Origin of the sequence: Chitinophaga sp. (assembly GCF_019236475.1) — a bacterium.
In the GTDB taxonomy this organism is placed as follows: domain Bacteria; phylum Bacteroidota; class Bacteroidia; order Chitinophagales; family Chitinophagaceae; genus Chitinophaga.
Genome location: NZ_JAFAIX010000009.1, coordinates 484,682 through 503,253, shown reverse-complemented (window position 1 = coordinate 503,253; position 18,572 = coordinate 484,682). Strand labels below are relative to the sequence as shown.

General features: G+C 44.7%; 15 protein-coding genes. 10 read left to right on the top strand and 5 right to left on the bottom strand.

Translation table 11 applies throughout. From position 1 onward, the window contains the following. Positions 1–38: 38 nt before the first annotated feature. Positions 39–1,199, bottom strand: a complete 1,161-nt coding sequence (locus JO154_RS13330) for an iron-containing alcohol dehydrogenase (RefSeq protein WP_291946222.1) — start codon at positions 1,197–1,199, stop codon at positions 39–41. A 227-nt stretch (positions 1,200–1,426) separates the two neighbouring features. Here JO154_RS13330 and JO154_RS13325 point away from each other — a divergent pair, with 227 nt between their 5' ends. Beyond that, complete coding sequence (locus JO154_RS13325; protein WP_291946219.1) at positions 1,427–2,953, top strand: hypothetical protein; 1,527 nt, start codon at positions 1,427–1,429, stop codon at positions 2,951–2,953. On the opposite strand, the gene JO154_RS13320 is transcribed toward JO154_RS13325, so the two are convergent. After that, entirely contained in the window at positions 2,943–5,219 is a 2,277-nt protein-coding gene (locus JO154_RS13320) for an alpha-L-rhamnosidase (protein WP_291946216.1), read from the bottom strand. The two genes, JO154_RS13325 and JO154_RS13320, sit on opposite strands and share 11 nt — an antisense overlap. Before the next feature lie 139 nt (positions 5,220–5,358). Here JO154_RS13320 and JO154_RS13315 point away from each other — a divergent pair, with 139 nt between their 5' ends. From JO154_RS13315 to JO154_RS13295, 5 genes are all read left to right on the top strand, one after another. Further along, positions 5,359–6,204: a glycosyltransferase family 2 protein gene (locus JO154_RS13315; protein ID WP_291946214.1), complete on the top strand. Its 846-nt coding sequence runs from the start codon at positions 5,359–5,361 to the stop codon at positions 6,202–6,204. A gap of 92 nt (positions 6,205–6,296) precedes the next feature. Next, a complete protein-coding gene (locus JO154_RS13310) occupies positions 6,297–6,743 on the top strand; it encodes a GNAT family N-acetyltransferase (RefSeq protein WP_291946212.1) in 447 nt (148 codons plus the stop codon). Positions 6,744–7,416: 673 nt separating this feature from the next. Next, positions 7,417–9,828: a TonB-dependent receptor gene (locus JO154_RS13305; RefSeq protein WP_291946210.1), complete on the top strand. Its 2,412-nt coding sequence runs from the start codon at positions 7,417–7,419 to the stop codon at positions 9,826–9,828. A gap of 109 nt (positions 9,829–9,937) precedes the next feature. Further along, positions 9,938–11,161, top strand: coding sequence for a PepSY domain-containing protein (locus JO154_RS13300; RefSeq protein ID WP_291946208.1), 1,224 nt, complete (start codon positions 9,938–9,940; stop codon positions 11,159–11,161). Positions 11,162–11,259: 98 nt separating this feature from the next. Further along, entirely contained in the window at positions 11,260–11,685 is a 426-nt protein-coding gene (locus JO154_RS13295) for an SRPBCC domain-containing protein (RefSeq protein WP_291946206.1), read from the top strand. On the opposite strand, the gene JO154_RS13290 is transcribed toward JO154_RS13295, so the two are convergent. Next, a complete protein-coding gene (locus tag JO154_RS13290; RefSeq protein ID WP_291946204.1) occupies positions 11,682–12,659 on the bottom strand; it encodes a helix-turn-helix transcriptional regulator in 978 nt (325 codons plus the stop codon). The two genes, JO154_RS13295 and JO154_RS13290, sit on opposite strands and share 4 nt — an antisense overlap. Positions 12,660–12,734: 75 nt before the next feature. Between JO154_RS13290 and JO154_RS13285 the strand changes: the two genes are divergently transcribed. The 4 genes from JO154_RS13285 to JO154_RS13270 all read left to right on the top strand — a co-directional run bounded on the left by JO154_RS13285 (position 12,735) and on the right by JO154_RS13270 (position 14,871). Continuing rightward, positions 12,735–13,118, top strand: a complete 384-nt coding sequence (locus JO154_RS13285; protein ID WP_291946203.1) for a hypothetical protein — start codon at positions 12,735–12,737, stop codon at positions 13,116–13,118. A gap of 82 nt (positions 13,119–13,200) precedes the next feature. Further along, complete coding sequence (locus tag JO154_RS13280; protein ID WP_291946202.1) at positions 13,201–13,665, top strand: hypothetical protein; 465 nt, start codon at positions 13,201–13,203, stop codon at positions 13,663–13,665. Between the two features lie 47 nt (positions 13,666–13,712). Next, positions 13,713–14,123 (top strand): DUF1801 domain-containing protein, encoded by a 411-nt coding sequence (locus JO154_RS13275; RefSeq protein WP_291946200.1) that lies wholly within the window; start codon positions 13,713–13,715, stop codon positions 14,121–14,123. Positions 14,124–14,133: 10 nt separating this feature from the next. Continuing rightward, complete coding sequence (locus JO154_RS13270) at positions 14,134–14,871, top strand: 4'-phosphopantetheinyl transferase superfamily protein (protein WP_291946198.1); 738 nt, start codon at positions 14,134–14,136, stop codon at positions 14,869–14,871. Positions 14,872–14,948: 77 nt separating this feature from the next. Here the strand turns inward: JO154_RS13270 and JO154_RS13265 are convergent, their stop codons facing one another. After that, complete coding sequence (locus JO154_RS13265) at positions 14,949–16,808, bottom strand: PQQ-binding-like beta-propeller repeat protein (protein ID WP_291946196.1); 1,860 nt, start codon at positions 16,806–16,808, stop codon at positions 14,949–14,951. Positions 16,809–16,829: 21 nt separating this feature from the next. Continuing rightward, positions 16,830–18,572: a RagB/SusD family nutrient uptake outer membrane protein gene (locus JO154_RS13260; RefSeq protein WP_291946194.1), complete on the bottom strand. Its 1,743-nt coding sequence runs from the start codon at positions 18,570–18,572 to the stop codon at positions 16,830–16,832.

Genomic DNA, 18,572 nt, shown 5'->3' with positions numbered 1-18,572 from the left:
CACACCTACAGGATGCTTTTTTATAACTTTTGGATGTCTTAATAACTCAATTCTACGATTGCTCGTACTTTGTCTGGGGTGATGTTCTTTCTTTCTCCCATGGCTACCCAGCCTCTCTCTGCGAAGCGTTTTTCAATAAAATCGGCTGTTTTCGCATATTCCGTTGTATAGGAAGAAAGCTGCATATTCATGCCCATTTTATGGAAGAATGCAATAGTGGCATCGATGGCTTTACGCGCTACATCATCCGTATCTTCTCCTTGGATATTCCATACCCTGCGTCCGTATTGGGCCAGTTTCTCTTTCTTGGAATCAAACATCACTTTATAGAGATTTGGTCCGATGATAGCGAGTGTGCGGGCATGATCAATATCAAACAAAGCTGTCAGCTCATGGCCGATCATATGAGTAACCCAATCGGTTGGCACTCCTTTCTGGATAAGGCCGTTTAAGGCCATCGTACAACTCCACATAAAATTGGCCGCCAGCGTGTAGTCGTGAGGGTTATCCACTACACCAGGTCCTACTTCCACCAGAGTTTGCAGGATACTTTCTGCAAAGCGGTCCTGTAACATGGCATCGGCGGGGTAAGTGAGGTATTGTTCCATCACGTGTGTGTAGGCATCGATAACGCCGTTTTGCAATTGTCGTTTGGGCAGGGAGGTAATCACCTGCGGATCACAAATGCTGAAAACGGGGAATAGCGCACGTCCTCCGAAGGAGAGTTTTTCGTGTGTACCTTTGATGGTAATAACAGAACCAGAGTTCATTTCGCTACCTGTAGCAGGAAGGGTTAGCACCGAACCAAAAGGCACTATATTATCCACAATGCGGATTTGCTTTTGCAGAATATCGATTGGATTGCCGTCAAACTTTACAGCCGCGGATACAAACTTAGCACCGTCGATGACAGAGCCCCCGCCTACCGCGAGAATGAAGTTGAGGCCCTTTTCTCTGACCACAGTAACCGCCTTCATCAATGTTTCGTAGTGTGGATTGGGCTCCACTCCTCCAAACTCTGTGATATCAAATCCTGTCAATGCCTCCATTACCTGGTCGTACACACCATTTTTAAAGATACTGCCACCACCGTACAATAGCAGCACTTTAGCGTCTGCGGGTACCAGTGTCTTTAGCTTTGAGATCTGTCCCTTTCCAAAGACCAGGCTGGTAGGGTTATACAATTCAAAATTTAACATGAGTAGGTCTTTAAATTAAATAAATATCAGATTTCTATATCTGTATAGACCACAAAGGTCCAACTGTTACAGTTGCAGGAATGTGACCTGTATCACAAATATAAGGCTGACGGGCAGTGTACCCGGTATTATTGACAATATACGGACAATTACGTCCACTGAATTCCCATAGCACCGATAACCCAGATATTTAGTACACCCCTGCCAACAACTCAAACTCTCAAAATATGAACCTTATCAGATTATTTTGCCAACAACCACTCCTAGATCCGGACCCTGTCACATTCCGGCAATTTGTATTCAAAAATCCGCGAAATAGGAAATTCCTGTATGCGGCTATTATACTGACGATAGTTCAGTTCATCCTATTCAAAATCCTGTATCCCTTTCCTGACTTCATTTCTGACTCTGCCAGTTACATAGATACAAACCTGGAACATTTGAAAGTTAATCTATGGCCGGTAGGATATTCTTATTTTATCGCGTTGATTCATGGGATTTCTGCGTCGCACGTATTCTTGGTGGCGGTCCAATACCTACTATTACAGGCTACACTGCTCTATGTATTTTACGCTGCGGCATACCTATTAAACCTACGACCTGTTAACACTACGATATTCTTTTTTTTCCTGATTGTAAATCCCGCTTTCCTTTACCTGGCCAACTGTGTATTAAGTGACACCTTGTTCTTGGCAATCAGTATGATCATATTCATGCAATATCTCTGGATATTCCGACAACCGAAATTGTCTTACATCCTGATACAAGGAGTATTGATTGGCCTGGCTTTCACCATAAGATATACGGCTATTTACTATCCGCTGGTAACCTTATTGGCCATACCTTTTTCCTGTTATAAGCTCCCTGAGAAATTATTGGCAATTGCACTACCATGGGTATTTATCGTTCCTTTCATTTTATATACCCAGCAGAAAACGAAGGAAATCACCGGTACCGCAGAATTCTCCGTTTTTGGTGGCTGGCAGATCGCCAACAATGCCCTCTATATGTATGGTCATATCCAGGTAGACAGTACGCAACTCCCTCCTGAAACCAGGAAACTAGACCGTTTCTCAAAGATTTTCTTCACTAAGATGCCGCCTACTGAAGAAAATCTGGCTAGTTTGCCGGGCACCTATTTTATCAAAATGCCCAACGCGATCCTCAAACCTTATTTGATCATGAACGTAAAATGGGGCAAGCATGCAACTGCGAGAGATATGTTTAAGGCCTGGGGAACCGTGTCTCCCATATATAACACCTATGGCAAATACCTAATTAAGAAATATCCATTCTCTTTCATGCGTTATTATATGTGGCTGAATACTAAAACATATTTCAGTCCGCATCTGGAAAAATTCACCAATTACAACCTGGACATGAATGAAATGTGGGCATCTCCACAACAATGGTTTCAACTGGAAAGTCCGGCTGTATATAAGGTTCCACCTACTTATGTCTTTGAAATAATTGGCACCTTATACAAATGGTTATTTGCCGCGCTCAATTTTTATTTCGCAGTATCTGTCTTTTTCCTGTACTATGGCAGGAAAAATAGCAAGGGTACTTACATCTCCTTTGCGGGCGTGTGGGCGGCCATCATATTTGTGATATTGAATTTCGGGTTTAGTGTGTTTGCCACACCTGTCGTATTACGTTATCAGTTTATACCGATGATTGTGATGATGTTATTTTGTTTACATATAAATGAGCTGTCGCCTTCGGAGAAAAAACCTGCGCCGGCTAACGCTTAGATACATTATTCTCTTGCGGGGAAAGATGACCTTCCAGGTTATATTTCCCCGCTTTTACTTCCATACTGGGCTTTCCAGGAACATAGATAGTAGCTGTAGCGCCCGCAGGAATTTCCACTTGCATTTTTATCTGTTCTCCATCCAGTTGCCAATCAGAAACAATTTTCCCCAATGGGCAGGTATAGCTGCATTTCACCCAAGTGATACCACCACCAGGAATTGGGCGGATAATAATTTTTTTGTATCCAGACACGGTGGCATCTATCCCACCAACCACCCTATATAGCCAGTCGCCAACAGCCCCGTAAGCATAGTGATTATAAGAGGTAGCTTGTACATTACTATCGGGCAGGATGGCATTCCATTTTTCCCAAATAGTGGTAGCACCTCTTTTCACCGGATATAGCCATGAAGGCCAGGTATCTTGTTTTAGCAGGTCGTAGGCCGTTTGTACGTAACCGTTATTACTAAGGGCATGTAAGAGCCAGGGAGTACCAAGAAAGCCTGTTGCCAAGTGGTTGTTATTAGCTTTTACTAGGTCTGCCAGGTGTTTGGCCGCCAACGGGCGAATATTATCTGGTAGCATATCCAGTTCCAAGGCCAGTACATAGGAGGTTTGGGTATTGGGCATGCTATATCCTTCCGACTTCATATAATGCTGAAGAAAGGATGTTTTTATTTGTTGCAGCATGGCTTCATATTGCTGCACATCTGCCGTTTTGCCTAGTATTTTCGCGGTATTTACTAACAACTGCGTACTATGTGCCCAAAAACATTGATCGATGTAAGGCAATGAAGTTGAATCGCCGGGTGCGAGCCAATCGCCATAACCGTTGACGGTCCATAGGCCGTTGGTACTGGCGCCTTGGATATGATTTACCCATGCTTTCATGCTTTCATACTGCTGTTCCAGGATAGCGGTATCTCCATATACCTGAAAGAGCCCCCATGGCACGATGGTAGCCGCATCGCTCCAACCGGCCACTCCATTTTTACGAGGAGGTTGTAAATTGCGATAGATCCATGGAATAATCGTAGGTACGGAACCGTTAGGCCGCTGGTCTGCTCGGAGGTCTTGTAACCATTTGGTGTAGAAGTCGTGCACATTAAAGTTGAACGCGGCCGTTCTGAAGAACACTTGCGCATCGCCTGTCCAGCCGAGTCTTTCACTCCTTTGCGGGCAGTCTGTCGGTATATCCAGGAAATTCCCTTTCAGGCTCCAGGAGATATTATGTTGCAGTTGGTTGATTTCCGGATCGGAGCAACTAAAACTGCCAGTAGGCTGCATGGCCGTGTAGAGGGCGATGGCTGTAAAATTTTCTTTCAGTGGTTTACAGCCTTGTACTTTGATATAGCGGAAGCCATGCCAGGTGAACATCGGTTCAAAGGTTTCAGTGCCTTCTCCTTTCAGGATGTAAGTATCGGTGGCACTTGCTTCGCGTAGGTTGCCGGTGTAGAAGTTGCCGTTTTTATCTAGTACTTCTGCATGGCTGATGCGAATGGTGTCGTTCTTTTTTCCTTTCACGCGGAAGGATACCCATCCTGCTAGGTTCTGACCGAAATCTACCAACTGATCACCGTTTGGCGCCGTAAACACTTTGACCGCAGGTATACGTTCCTGCTTTTTCACTCCCTCGCCAATAGTGGGTACCAGTATATCTTTCGAGAAAACGCCAACGGCCACTGGTTGCCAGTTTGATGGCCGGATGTTGGCGTTGTACAACATACCTCCGTAAATATCTGCATGTAAAACCGGGCCTGTCGTGCATTCCCAGGCACTATCTGTAGCAATGCGTATACTACTGCCGTCGGTGAATTTGATGTCTGCCAAAGCAATAATCGCTGGATCACTGCCATAGTTATTTTTTTGCATCAGTCCTCCGAAAGCCCCTCTATACCAACCTTCCCCCACGATTACCTGTAAATCATTTTTCCCGGATTGCAGATAAGGTTTCAAGTCGTACTGCCGATACTGTAACCGGGTATCGTAACTGGTCCATCCGGGTGCGAAGTACTCCTCTCCGATCTTACGGTTACCCATAAACGCTTCAAAAATACCATGAGCGGTGATGTACAGGGTAGCAGATTGTATGGGTTTATGCAGCGTAAATAATTTCCGGTAGATAGGGCTAGGACGCAATAATGTATCCTCTGTAAATCCTGGAACAATCCACTGGGCATGGTGGCTCCATTCCGGCGACTGGGCGCGTGTCTCCCCGATACAAACAAATACCAGCAATATCCATGATATAAAGAAAAGTTTCATAATATGAAAAGGAGTTGATACCTGCATATTACTTATTTCAAAAATGAAGAAGCTTTACCCGATGTTAACGCCTTGAAAATTTTTCACCGAACCCCCATTGCAGCAGGCTAGATTAAATTTAGATATAAAACGTGTAACTATGATAAACGGTCAGAAAGTGGTAGTAGTACTACCTGCGTATAATGCGGATAAAACATTGCGCATCACCTATGAAGAGATTGACCGCAATGTGGTGGATGATATTATCCTGGTAGACGACTGTAGCAGAGACAATACCGTGGCGGTAGCCAGGGATATTGGTATTCATTACATTATTCGTCACGAAAAAAACCGCGGTTATGGCGGCAACCAGAAATCCTGCTACCAGAAAGCATTGGAACTGGGCGCCGATATTATTATCATGTTACATCCTGATTATCAATATACGCCACAACTAGTAACGCCAATGGCTACATTGATTGCCAATGGCGTATATCCAGTGGTATTTGGCAGTCGTATCCTGGGAATGGGCGCCCTTAAAGGCGGTATGCCCTTGTATAAATATTTCTTCAACCGACTGCTAACGGTTTCTCAGAACCTACTCATGCGCCAAAAACTTTCTGAATATCATACAGGCTACAGGGCTTATCATCGTAGTGTTTTGGAAGCCATTCCTTTTGAAAATGATTCCGAAGATTTTGTATTTGACAATGAACTGGTAGCACAAATATTCTACAGCGGCTTTGAAATCGCGGAAATTACTTGTCCTACCCGCTATTTCAGCGAAGCTTCTTCCATTAATTTCAGGCGTAGTAGTATCTATGGACTGGGGGTATTACAGGTGAGTTTCAAATATTTCCTGCAAAAGTTGGGCATCGCCAAATTCAAGCTGTTTGAGGGCATTACCCCGAATAAATTTGCCAATACCCATAAAGGCCCACTGGACGTGAACGAATTACACGAAGCCCAACTAAAGGTGATCCACAAGCAGTCTTCCGAGCATTAACCCTTTATTAATTTCATTACATTCAATCATAGTCGTAATATTGCTGGCGATAAAAACTGGAAGTATCTCTATAAGCTAGAATAATAAAGACAATGCCTGTATCTATTTCACGCCTTACGTCGGCCGACATTCCGGCAATGATTGATTTACTGCATATTTTCGAAGCAGTATTTGAAATGGAAGATTTTGAAATGCCAGCAAACTCCTACCTGGAGCAATTGCTTTCCAACAAAGATTTCCTGGTCATGGCTGCTCGTGACGAAAACGGAAAAGTTTTGGGAGGCCTGACCGCTTATGTGTTGCCTTCTTTTTATGAAGAAACCGCAGAACTGTATTTGTATGATCTGGGCGTAAGTCCTGATGCGCAAAGACAAGGTATAGGGAGACTACTGCTGGAGGACCTGAAAGATTACTGCCGTAAAGGGAATTTTACCGAATTCTTTGTACAAGCGGTGGAAGGTGATACCGAAGCAATGCGGTTTTATAATGCTACTGGTGGGAAGCCGCTGCGCGTGATTCATTATGATTATGATTTATAGTATCTGATAATTTTATAGAAGTTATTTCAAAGAGGGAATTGACGTCTGCGACGTCAATTCCCTCTTTGTTTTTTTCGTTGTCCCTGCCCTGCGGGCAGGGACAACAGAATGGAGAATTTTGGCTGCTGTTTCTGCGGGCAGCGACGACAGACAGGAGAATTTTAGCTGCTGTTTCTGTGGGCAGGGATGACAGACAGGAGAATTTTAGCTGCTGTTTCTGTGGGCAGGGATGACTGGCTGGAGAATTTTGGCTGCTATTCCTGCGAGCAGGGATAACTGGCTGGAGCCTTGTCTTCTGTTCCTGTGGGCAGGGACGACTGGCAGGAGCCTTGTCTTCTGTTCCCGCGAGCAGGGATGACTGGCTGGAGCCTTGCCTTCTGTTTCCTGCAGGCAGCGATGACTGGCAGGAACATTTTAAAGTTTTTCCGCTTTGCGTAAACGGAAAAAATGATCTCAAAAAAGGAAAGATGTTTCAAATAACATTTTAAACTATTTTATAAATCATTATTAATCAATTAGTATTATTATTTATTTATATTTTTCGAATATTCCATTAGGTGATTATTCTCCTGGTTGAGGCCGGAAAATAGGTCCCAAATGCCCTTATAGTTTTTCCCGATCCGTCTTCATCCCCCTCTTAGGCTGTCGTTACTTTGCAAAAAAATTAACAGTCTTGAAACAGATATACCTATTTCTGAGCTTTATTTTACTGAGTTGGACAGCATTAGGACAGACAGGCGCTATTAAAGGTACCATCACTTCCTCTGATGGTCAACCTGCTCCATACGTGACTATTGGATTGAAAGATACCAGAAAGGGAACATTGACAAATGAAGATGGTACTTATCATCTTAAAAATATTAAACAAGGCCATTATACCCTGATTATTTCCTATACTGGTACCAAAACATTATACAAAGAAGTAGACGTAGTAGCAGAGAAAACCCTTGAACTCAACGGTTCCCTCGAAGCTTCTGCCAGTCAACTGAACGAAGTAGTGGTAGACGGTAAGCGTGGCAATACCATCAACAATCGTCAGGTGAACATCGGGAAACTGCCTATTGCCAATATGGATTTACCCCAAGCAGTTACGGTAGTTAGCCATAAAGTATTGGAAGAGCAACAGGCACAACGCCTCAGCGATGTGGTAAAGAATGTAAATGGTATCTATATGGCCTCTATGCGTGCAGGTACACAGGAAAGCTTTAACGCCCGCGGTTATCAGTTCTCTTCTACCAATACCTTTAAAAATGGTGCTCGCGTAAATCCAGGCGCCATGCCGGAAATGAGCTCCCTCGAACGCGTAGAAGTACTGAAAGGTAGCGCTGCTATCCTCTACGGCAACGTAGCCCCTGGCGCAGTAATGAACATGGTGACCAAACAACCTAAATTTAACTTCGGCGGCGAAGTAACCCTCCGTGCAGGTAGCTTTGGGTTATTAAAACCTGCTTTCGATGTATATGGTCCGCTCTCAAAAAATGCGGCCTTCCGCGTGAATGGTACCTTCGAAACTGCCGACAGCTACCGCGATCAAGTACACTCTAAAAGATATTATGTAAACCCCTCTTTACTTTTCAAATTAGGCAAACGCACAGAACTTATCTTACAAGGCGATTACCTAAAACATGATTTCACACCTGATTTCGGTATCGGTTCTATCGCTGATACAGCTATCATCAAAGTGCCACGTAATACCTTCTATGGCGCACCTTGGCAGTATGCACATACACAGCAAACTACTGCCTCTGCCAACCTCAGACACCAGCTCAACAATAACTGGAACCTGAACGCATTGGTATCATATTCTAAATATCAACGTGATTACTTTGCCATTGAAAGAATCCAGGCTAAAAAAGATAGCACCTGGGAACGCCCTCTGGGCCGCAATGCCAACAACGAAGACTATTACTCTGCACAAGTAGATTTTACTGGAAAAGTAAAAACAGGTAGTATTGAACATACCATCCTGGCAGGTGCGGATGCAGACAGATACTACTCCGGCAACTACAATTCTTACGGTATCAGTACCCAGTATAAAACTTCCGGTGGTACTGTATACTACGATAAAATCAATGTATTTGACCCAAGCGCTTTCCCAAGAGCTACCTATATCCCATCAGATACCCTCAAAGCGGTAACTGTATCTCCGATCAACAGAGTAGGTATCTACGTACAGGATCTGATCAGCATTTCTGAGAAGTTCAAAGTACTGGCAGGTGTTCGTTTCTCTTATTTACAAACAGAATCTCCTGTTACTTATAACTTCCTCAACGGTAGCAAAACCGCCACCAGAGGTAGATACGATAATGCATTCTCTCCAAAACTGGGTATCGTTTACAAGCCAAGACCGAATACAGCACTCTTTGCTAGCTATACCAGCTCCTTTACACCTAACTCCGCAAATGATATTTATGGCAACCCATTGGCGCCATCTATCATCGAGCAAATGGAAGCTGGTGTGAAAAATGACTTCTTTGACGGACTGCTGTCTGTAAACCTGACCGCTTACCGTATCAAGAATAATAACTATGCACAAACCGCTCCATTCGACTCCACTGGTAAACAAAACAACAACTCCGCACTCAAAGCATTGATCGGCGGAACCCTCAGCCAGGGCGTGGAACTGGATATCGCGGGCCATCCTATTGCAGGTATGGATGTAGTAGCAGGTTACAGCTATAACAACATGACCATTGATAATGCACCTGCTAATAACGGTTCAGTTAAAGGCGAACGCCTGGTAGGTAACCCAAATCATACCGCTAATGCAAGCATATTTTATACCATCCAGCAATCTAAACTGAAAGGGCTGAAATTCGGTGCAGGCTTCTACTACATCGGTCAGCGCTATGCAGGTTGGAACAACACAACGAATGATAAAGGTGTAGTAACTGCCAACAGATTGATCTCTGTTCCTGGCTTCTCTACCCTGGATATCTCTGCCGGCTATACGATCAAGAAACTCAGCTTCATGGCGAAAGTGTCCAACCTAACCAACACGTATAACTACTATGTGCATGAGAACTATAGCATCAATCCGATTCCTCCTACCCAGTTTGTGGGCACAGTTTCGTACAGATTCTAAGAATTCTTAACACACACATAAAATAATACATTTGCGGCGGCGTTCGCCGTAAATGTATTTTTGATTAAAGATTATTCGTAAAAAAGCATTTTTTATCACCAACACCTATATGAAAATTTTCTTCAGACGTATTCATCTGTATCTTGGACTGGCCGCGGGTTTGATCATCACTATCAGTTGCTTGACAGGCGCTATGCTTGTTTTCGAAAATGATATTACCCAGGCATTGAACCACGACCGGTACTTCGTAACGCCAGTAGGTCAACGCCTGCCACTGGATACGCTAGCCGCCCGTGTACAGCAGGTAGTGCCAAAGGCCAAAATCGCCCGTATACAGGTGTTTGCCGATCCGGAAAGAACCGTTCAGATACTGTTTGAAGAAGGTAAAAAGAAAGAAGGAAAAGAAGCGCGAGAAGCTAAAGCGGAGAAACCTCAAGCAGCCAAAGGTGATAAACCAGGAAAAGAAGCACCTAAGAAAAAAGAAAAAGGACGCACTGCCTTTGTAAACCCTTATACCGGCCAGGTGATTGAGCTGTACAGCTATCAGGCTACTTTCTATTACAAGATATTTTCCCTGCACCGATGGTTGCTTTCCGGCGATACCGGAAAAGTAATTATCGGTACTAGTACATTCATCTTCCTGTTCATCCTCATCACAGGTATCATTCTTTGGATACCTAAAACAAAAAATATCCTCCAACAACGTCTCAAAATCAAATGGGATGGCAACTGGAAACGCGTAAACAATGACCTGCACGTGGTACTGGGCTTCTATACCAGTATTTTCCTGTTCATCATTGCATTCACTGGCCTTACTTGGTCTTTCCAATGGTTCAGCGATGCGTTTTATGCGCCATTAGGTGGCACTAAACCTGCAGAAATGCCGAAAAGCGCGCCTGTAGTGGCAGATGCCAGCAAAGTGATTTCCTTTGAATCAGCAGTACAGGCAGTTCAACAGACAGATCCCACTGCCCTCTTTTACAGCGTGGCCACTCCGAAAGACAGCGCAGGCACTTTTGTAGTAAATGCCCTCCCGAAAAACGCTAGCACAGAAGTGGCTACCACCACTTATTATGTAGACCAGCATGCTGGGAACATCGTGTCTTCCCAAACCTTTGCAGCACGTCAAATAAATCAAAAGGTTAAAAGTCTGATTAAACCGATACATACTGGTGCTATCTACGGTACACCTACAAAAATTCTCTGGTTGATGATTGCCTTGATGGGAGCCATCTTCCCGACTACAGGTACGCTCATGTGGATTAACAGAACACGTAAAAAGAAAAAGAAAGCACCCGCGAAAGTGGAATTGCAAGAAAATGTAGTAGGTTAGTTCCGGAATTAAAATTAATGCGGGCGGCCTTAGTGTAAGGCTGGGCGTCCGGATCTCTTTCATTCAAATTACAGGGCTCACCATCGACAGTTAAGACTATGATATGTAAGCAAATCACCATACACGCCTCCCCCGCTAAAGTCTGGGCTTCGCTGACAGATCCAGCATTAATTCGTTTATGGATGCCCGATATAGATGCGGAATTAACCTGTTCCTGGGAAGTTGGCAGCGAAATCAGGCTGGAAGGACATTTACACGGACTCCCATTTCTTAATAAAGGAATCATCAAAAAGATAAAAAAGGAAGAATTGTTGGAATACACTTGGTGGAGCTCACTCACAGAAGTGCCAGATGTAGCGGAAAATTACTCACTTATTCAATTCAGCATACAAACAGGCTCCTCCTACATTACGCATTTGTCTTTCCAACAATCAGGATTTGTATCCGAAGTTTCATTGCTCCATTTCAATTTCTACTGGAATACAACGCTAGCACTTATTCAACGCCTAAACGAACAAGCTTAAGCTAATTGCTTCCTTAAAGTATTCGGCGTGCTACCGTACCATTTCTTAAAACTATGCTGAAAGGCCGCCGGCTCTGCATATCCCAGCAGATAACCTACATCCGCCACGGAATATTGATTATGCCGCAGTAACATCAACGCTAAGTCTTTATTGAGATCATCTGTCAATTGACGAAAGGTGACCTGCTCTTTTGCCAACGCACGCTGGAAAGTACGCGGGGTCATGTTGAACCCATCTGCCACTGTTTTCAGCTCTGGTAATGCCGGGGTAGCCATTTGCAGCGCCGCAATTTTTACTTTATTGATAAAACCGGTTTCCTGCTTCAGTCCCTCGATCAATTTTAGATACTGCGGTACCAGGTAATCCAATTGGAGCCTGCTGTACTTACCAATGGCAGCCTGTAAGCGTATATCCGAAAACGTTATCGCATATATTTTATCTAATCGGAAATCCTCCGGATAATCGTCATTCCATGCAGGGGTATGGATCACATACTGTAAAGGCCCTGCGCTCATCATCTGTAATTCTTTGGCAACGATGGCTAACAAGGCTTCCAACAAGAAGCGGTTGCCAGCATCTTCCTCATTATTAACGTGTAGGGTTATACGATGTTGTTTCCCCTTGCTCTGCACTTTCATCTCTATAAAAGGCAGCGTGGCCGCCACAAAATGCTGGAGATAGAATATCCCCTCCTCTATGGTAGCCGCTTGCAAGGATATCTGGTAAATCAATCCCAACGCATTCAACTGCATAAATCCCGCTACTTTAATGCCCATCTGCGCTTCGTTGTTGGCGGCATGAATGCGGGATAGCACGTCATAAAGGTAAGTAACCGGTACCATGTCCTGGTCCGCATGCAGCCGGCCAAATTCAGCTTGCAGCGCTGCAACCATTGGCTGGTGGCGCTCTTCCAGTGTGAGGGCCGCGTAATCTATAAAGGGCTTGATATGGGCAGCTAAAATATGGGAAGACATACCAAAAACAATTTTGTCGTAAAATATCAATTTTAAAGATAGGTTACAAACTAGTTTTGTCAAAAAATAAATGATATGGAAACACTGAAAAAAGTATTAATGGTAAACGCTATCAGCTCAGGGGCAACAGGTATACTCATGGTGATACTTCCTGGCTTTATATCTCATCTGTTTGGCACCACTGTTAACTGGCCTTACATAGCAGTGGGTGCATTCCTCATCGTGTTTGCCGCGTTTGTAGGGATGACTGCCAGGAAACCACAGGCAGGGCCAGTACGCCTCATCATTGCAGGAGATGTAACCTGGGTGATAGGCAGTGCCCTCATCATTACAGAAGGTTTATTCGGTCTGACTACCATCGGATACATTGCTACGGGCGCAGTAGCTGCATGGGTGGCGATGATGGCGGTTTTACAGTATAGGTTTCTGCGGGTGGCATTACAGCAGGCCAGCCACTAAACTATAAAAAACTGCACCAGGGATTTTACGGGCGATCTTTGGTGCAGTTTTTATTTACATTTGAGACCTAAATAGCCGTTTCATGTATGCATTTTTACTAGCATTGCATTCGCTGGTACGTTGGCTGGTAGTAATAGCCCTCGTTGTTTCGCTCTTCACTACCTGGCGTGGTTGGCTGCAAAGTCGGGCTTTCACTGCTAAGAACAGGTTGCTGCGCACCTGCACCACCGCCATTTCACATACGCAAGGCCTGATTGGTATTGTCCTTTATGTTATCAGTCCTGTAGTACAATATTTCCTGCAACATTTTGGACAAGCAGTGAAATTACGGGAGATACGATTCTTCGGATTGGAACACAGTTCTATGATGCTCACCGGCATTGTAATGCTGACGATTGGCGCCTACAAATCCAAACGTCGTCCTGCGGGTAAAGAGCAGTTTAAAATACTGGCTATCTGGTATACGATTGCATTTGTGATTATGTTCTTTAGTATTCCCTGGTCATTTTCTCCACTCACCAGCAGACCCTACCTACGGCCGTTCTGATAAATAAATTTAGACCCGTCAGCCATTTATTTTTTAAATTCGTAAGTATGACGGACAAGAGAAAAACGATCGATCCAATAGCGTACCTGGCTCAGCTAGAACATCCGCTGAAAGAGGTCGTTGGCGCATTGAGAACTGTCATAATGGAGGCGGCACCGGAAATCGGTGAGCAAATAAAATGGAACTCTCTGAGTTACTATTTTACGGGAGAAATGGAGATATTCGAGGCTAAAACCTACCAACGCGACCTGGTGGTATTAAACCTGAACAATAAAGAATATGTACTATTGGTATTTCCCAACGGAGCCAGCATTACCGACGATAGCGGGCTGCTGGAAGGCTGCTTCCCTGACGGCAGAAGAATTATAAAATTTGCCACGCTCCATGAAGTAGACGCCCGAAAGAAGGATTTACAACAAATTGTCAAAAACTGGCTGGTACAGGTCATTAATAAATAAGCTATTGCATTTGCTTCACCATACAGGAATCCTCATCTTACATCGCCCAAATCAGCAATTCAATGCTGCTTTCAGTATGATGAAAGCGGATCTTCCTGCACTAGAAAAGCAACTGGGATTACTGCATCCATCAGAATTGGCGGTATATCAGCGATTCCCAGCTACCAACAGGAAAATAAGCTATCTCCTAGGCCGACTCACTGCCAAACACGCAGTGGCTACCTTACATAACATTACAGACCTTCCCGCTATTCATATCCACAGCGGCGTATTTGAGTTCCCCATCGTTTCACATCCGCAAATCCAGCAAGTACAAGTAAGTATCACGCACAGTACGAATCTGGGCTTGGCCATTGCCTTCCCGGAAGCGCATCCTATGGCGGTCGATTTCGAGCATATTCGCCCGGATCACATGGAGGCGATGGAAGTAGCCATCATGCCCGCAGAAAAGAAACTACTACAGGCAGCAGGACTTAATAACGTTAACGGATATACGACCCTTTGGACAGCGAAAGAGGCCCTTTCGAAAATATTAAAAACAGGATTAACCGCTGGGTTCGAAATCCTAGAAACCGCTGCCATACAGAAAACTGGCAGTCTCACCGAAATAACTTTCAAACACTTCTCTCAATACAAAGCATTATCCTTCTCTACGGAGAAAGATGTATGTACACTGGTGCTTCCTAGAAACACCCATGCAGATATCAGTATCTTACAGCAACATTTTACCGCGCTGTCAAACCAGTAATTTTTTATTTTTAAAGGCATCCAGCAATAAAAAAGCCCCTGCCGGAAAATCCTGACAGGGGCTGCATTCATCAAACTTTATTTTACATCAAGACATACTAATTTCCCATCCATCGTGCTGGCGAGAATTTTCCCGTCTGCCACTGGCAACACTGCATTCACCAGGCAATTGGAAATCTTATGTTTCCAACGTACCATATGGGTTTTCGCATCTACAGCATAGACCACACCGGAATGCGTAGGTACATAAATTACCCCTTTATATTCCACTGGTGCAGCGGGGTCCAACTCATAGTCCATTTCCGCGTTTGATTGCCATAAAACCTGCATGGTATCTGCTTTTGCGGCAATGCCCAACAAATGCCCTTCCATGGTTTTGACAAACACAGTGGAGCTATCTATTGATAGTCCCAATGATTCCCGCACTTTATGTTCCTTCAATGATTTACGCCAAATTACCTTGCCGGTAGCGGCATCGAAGGCCGTCATGTATCTATCTGGCGCTACAATGAAGACCTTATTATCCGCAGCCACTGGCCAACAGGCCGCTGGTGAAAACATCCTGTTGGAAGCGCCATTGTTCCATTTCCACTGCAAGGCGCCAGTAGCGGCATCCAAGGCATAGAAATCATTTCCCCAGCTACCGAAGTAAATCTTGCCTTGGTAATACAAAGGCTTGTCTTCCACAAATCCGTTTACATCCGTAAACTCCCATTTAAGCTTGCCGGATACGAGGTCAATAGCGCGGAAATGTCCATCTGAAGAACCGACATAGGCGATATTGTTGACAATCTGCGTACTTGCCACCAATGGTTTATCTGTAGCGAATTTCCAGAGGAACTTTCCTGTGGAAGCCTGTAAACAGTAGATATGATGGTCAGACGAGGCTACTACTACCCTATCGTTGTACACAGCGGGAGTGGCATAAATTTTACCTTCCGTAGGAAAGTTCCATTTTCGTTTGCCGGTTTGTAGTTGCATCGCATAAATTTCACCAGCCGTATTGGTAGAAATCACGAGATCCTTACTTAGCGCCATTCCGGAACCGATATCACTATGATCCTGGTAACTCCATCTGCGTTTCACATTAGGAAATGAATCGTTCATAGCGTAAGACGGACGTGGAAATGCAGGCTGTCCCGCCACTGCACGATGACTGAGCAAGGGCACCGCCGCCCATGGCCGATTTTTGCCTATTAGGGGCGTACGCTCTTCAAAAGAAGCTTTGCCATCCGCGATCGTAACAATATTGTACCCCCCAATACTGTCCTTTGCACGTAGGTTAGACCTGCACATAACGCCTGGTATCTGTTCAAAATCAAACACGCGATTGGCATGTCCGTGACCACAGAGAATCAGTTGGATGTTATGTTTTTTCAATGGGTCAATAGCTTCGAACCAATTGTTCAGGTCCGCATTCTGCGGATAGTGATTGATATAAATTACTGGTGTAACGGTATCCAATGTGGCCAGTTGCTTATTTAGCCATACGATATTTTCGCGGGGAACCTGTCCTGGTCCCATGCGCATGTTGGGGCCACAGTTGGTACCTAGGAATTGGTAACCACCATGACTAAACGAAAAAGTTTCATCGCCGAAAACTTTCCGGAAGGTATTCCCCCCACTCTCCGACCATTTGGTATCATGATTGCCGGGAATAATATACCAGGGCTTATTCAGCTTATCCAGTATGGATTTGGCCAGTTGCAATTCTGCATCTGAACCGAATTCGGTGATGTCGCCGGAGATGATTACAAAGGCCAGATCCGGTTGTTGGTTGATATCTGCTACCGTGCGTTGCAGGTCTTCCAGGGCATTGTCGCCACCCACATGGGTATCTGACACTTCAGCGAATTTAAATTTTTGCTGCGCGACAGCCTGCCCTCCAATACCTCCGAGTAACAGACTGCAAAGCAGTAGCGAATTCCATATTTTCATGTGTTCTATTTTCGTGCTGTTTTATTCCCAATAAGGGTTTTGTACCAAGTTCGGATTTAACAAGATTTCATTCACTGGCAATGGGAAAAGGTAATTCTTGTTCTCATTGAAAGTTTTCACCTGGTGAGGATATACCACCATATTTCCCTGAGAACCGGCCGTCAGTTCATGATCGGTACCCAGGATGTAATATTGCACCACCGGGTTCGACGGTGTAGGTTTCTGGTCCACTACTGCCACATCTGGCAACCCATCGCCATCCATATCCATCTCCCCTTTAGCCGGGCAGTACATCCCCAGGAATTTCTCTGCCAACAAATGGCCTTCTTTCCAACGCATCAGGTCCTGGTAACGAAATCCTTCCATAGCCAATTCTATGCGGCGCTCCCTTCTTATCTCTAAGATAATAGGATCGCTGGTATGCGCATACAGTTTGCTTACTTCCGGATCAGGAATAATGGTTGCAATATTCAAGTCTGGCATACCCGCCCTGCGGCGGATCAGGTTGATGGACTTATCCGCATCTGCCTGGGAAAATTTTCCTAATTCCGCTTTTGCCTCTGCGTAGATTAATAACACCTCCGCATATCTGAAAACAGGTAGGTCATTGGTATTGGTATTATAACCATCCTGATCGGTACCTGTAACAAATTTAATACACTGATAGCCGGTTTGCGCCACACTGAAATCAGGGACCAATTTTTTCGTAGTGCCGATGCGGGTATAACCGGGTGTTCGCATGATCTGCGCCATACGTGGATCACGGTTGGCGGTTTCCTGGAGGAAAGTCATTTTATCATAACCAGCTACCGCGGAGAATGGCGTACCGTCTTTCATCAAGAAGCCATTCACAAAGGATTTGGTAAAGCCGGGCATCGCCAATGTGGATACGGTAAATACACCGTTGGCAGCATGTCTCTTCGCTAATGTTCCGTCGAATATTTCTGCCAGGATATATTCATCTGTGCTAGCATTATCTGCCGCAAACATATTCCCGTAATCTTTTGTAGGATTGCCGGTACTATAGAGTTTATACCCACTGCTAAATAGCGCAGTAGCCGCGTCAACGGCCGCCTGTAATAAATCAGGTGCCGTTCCATCCAGGTGGAGTTCATCATGATATTTGCGGTAGGTGCCTTCGTATAGGCATACGCGTGCCTTCAGTGCGAGGGCCGCCCATTTGCTAACCCTACTCACATTGCGGGTTGTAGGCAAGTGAGCGATAGCGTAATCGATATCGGCAAATACAGAGTCGAACACCTGCTTACGTGGTGTACGCGGATTATATAGTTCAGGACTGCTCTCATTCAGAGAAGTACTGTACCAGGGTACATCGCCAAAGCGTTTCAGTTTATCAAAATAAAACATGGCGCGGAAAAACCTGGCCATACCGGCGTACTTTTCCTTCACGGTATCTGGCGCCTGTGCGCGGCGATAGTTCTCCAAGAAATAGTTGATATTGCGTAGGCGATCCCATGTCCAGCCAGCCTCTGAGGCGCTATTGGGAACAGGTAGTTTTCCTGCCACCAAGTTACTATTGGAGGATTCCACGTTATCGCTGCTACCATCATCCTGGAAAACATTACTGCCAGGAAGGTAGACATAAAAGCCATTGGTATAGATTTCCAGGTCCTTTTCTGTATTAAAGAATTTGCCAGGTTCTATCTGGCTAATAGGAGATTTATCGAGATAATCTTTCTTGCAACTACTCATCAGTACCAGCACTGATAAAAAGAGCGATATACAACAGGTGAGCTTCTTCAT

What these genes read in the sequence shown, in the direction of transcription:
- JO154_RS13330 (WP_291946222.1), bottom strand. Translation starts at nt 1,199, where the DNA reads ATGTTAAATTTTGAATTGTATAACCCTACCAGCCTGGTCTTTGGAAAG.
- JO154_RS13325 (WP_291946219.1), top strand. Translation starts at nt 1,427, where the DNA reads ATGAACCTTATCAGATTATTTTGCCAACAACCACTCCTAGATCCGGAC.
- JO154_RS13320 (WP_291946216.1), bottom strand. Translation starts at nt 5,219, where the DNA reads ATGAAACTTTTCTTTATATCATGGATATTGCTGGTATTTGTTTGTATC.
- JO154_RS13315 (WP_291946214.1), top strand. Translation starts at nt 5,359, where the DNA reads ATGATAAACGGTCAGAAAGTGGTAGTAGTACTACCTGCGTATAATGCG.
- JO154_RS13310 (WP_291946212.1), top strand. Translation starts at nt 6,297, where the DNA reads ATGCCTGTATCTATTTCACGCCTTACGTCGGCCGACATTCCGGCAATG.
- JO154_RS13300 (WP_291946208.1), top strand. Translation starts at nt 9,938, where the DNA reads ATGAAAATTTTCTTCAGACGTATTCATCTGTATCTTGGACTGGCCGCG.
- JO154_RS13295 (WP_291946206.1), top strand. Translation starts at nt 11,260, where the DNA reads ATGATATGTAAGCAAATCACCATACACGCCTCCCCCGCTAAAGTCTGG.
- JO154_RS13290 (WP_291946204.1), bottom strand. Translation starts at nt 12,659, where the DNA reads ATGTCTTCCCATATTTTAGCTGCCCATATCAAGCCCTTTATAGATTAC.
- JO154_RS13285 (WP_291946203.1), top strand. Translation starts at nt 12,735, where the DNA reads ATGGAAACACTGAAAAAAGTATTAATGGTAAACGCTATCAGCTCAGGG.
- JO154_RS13280 (WP_291946202.1), top strand. Translation starts at nt 13,201, where the DNA reads ATGTATGCATTTTTACTAGCATTGCATTCGCTGGTACGTTGGCTGGTA.
- JO154_RS13275 (WP_291946200.1), top strand. Translation starts at nt 13,713, where the DNA reads ATGACGGACAAGAGAAAAACGATCGATCCAATAGCGTACCTGGCTCAG.
- JO154_RS13265 (WP_291946196.1), bottom strand. Translation starts at nt 16,808, where the DNA reads ATGAAAATATGGAATTCGCTACTGCTTTGCAGTCTGTTACTCGGAGGT.
- JO154_RS13260 (WP_291946194.1), bottom strand. Translation starts at nt 18,572, where the DNA reads ATGAAGAAGCTCACCTGTTGTATATCGCTCTTTTTATCAGTGCTGGTA.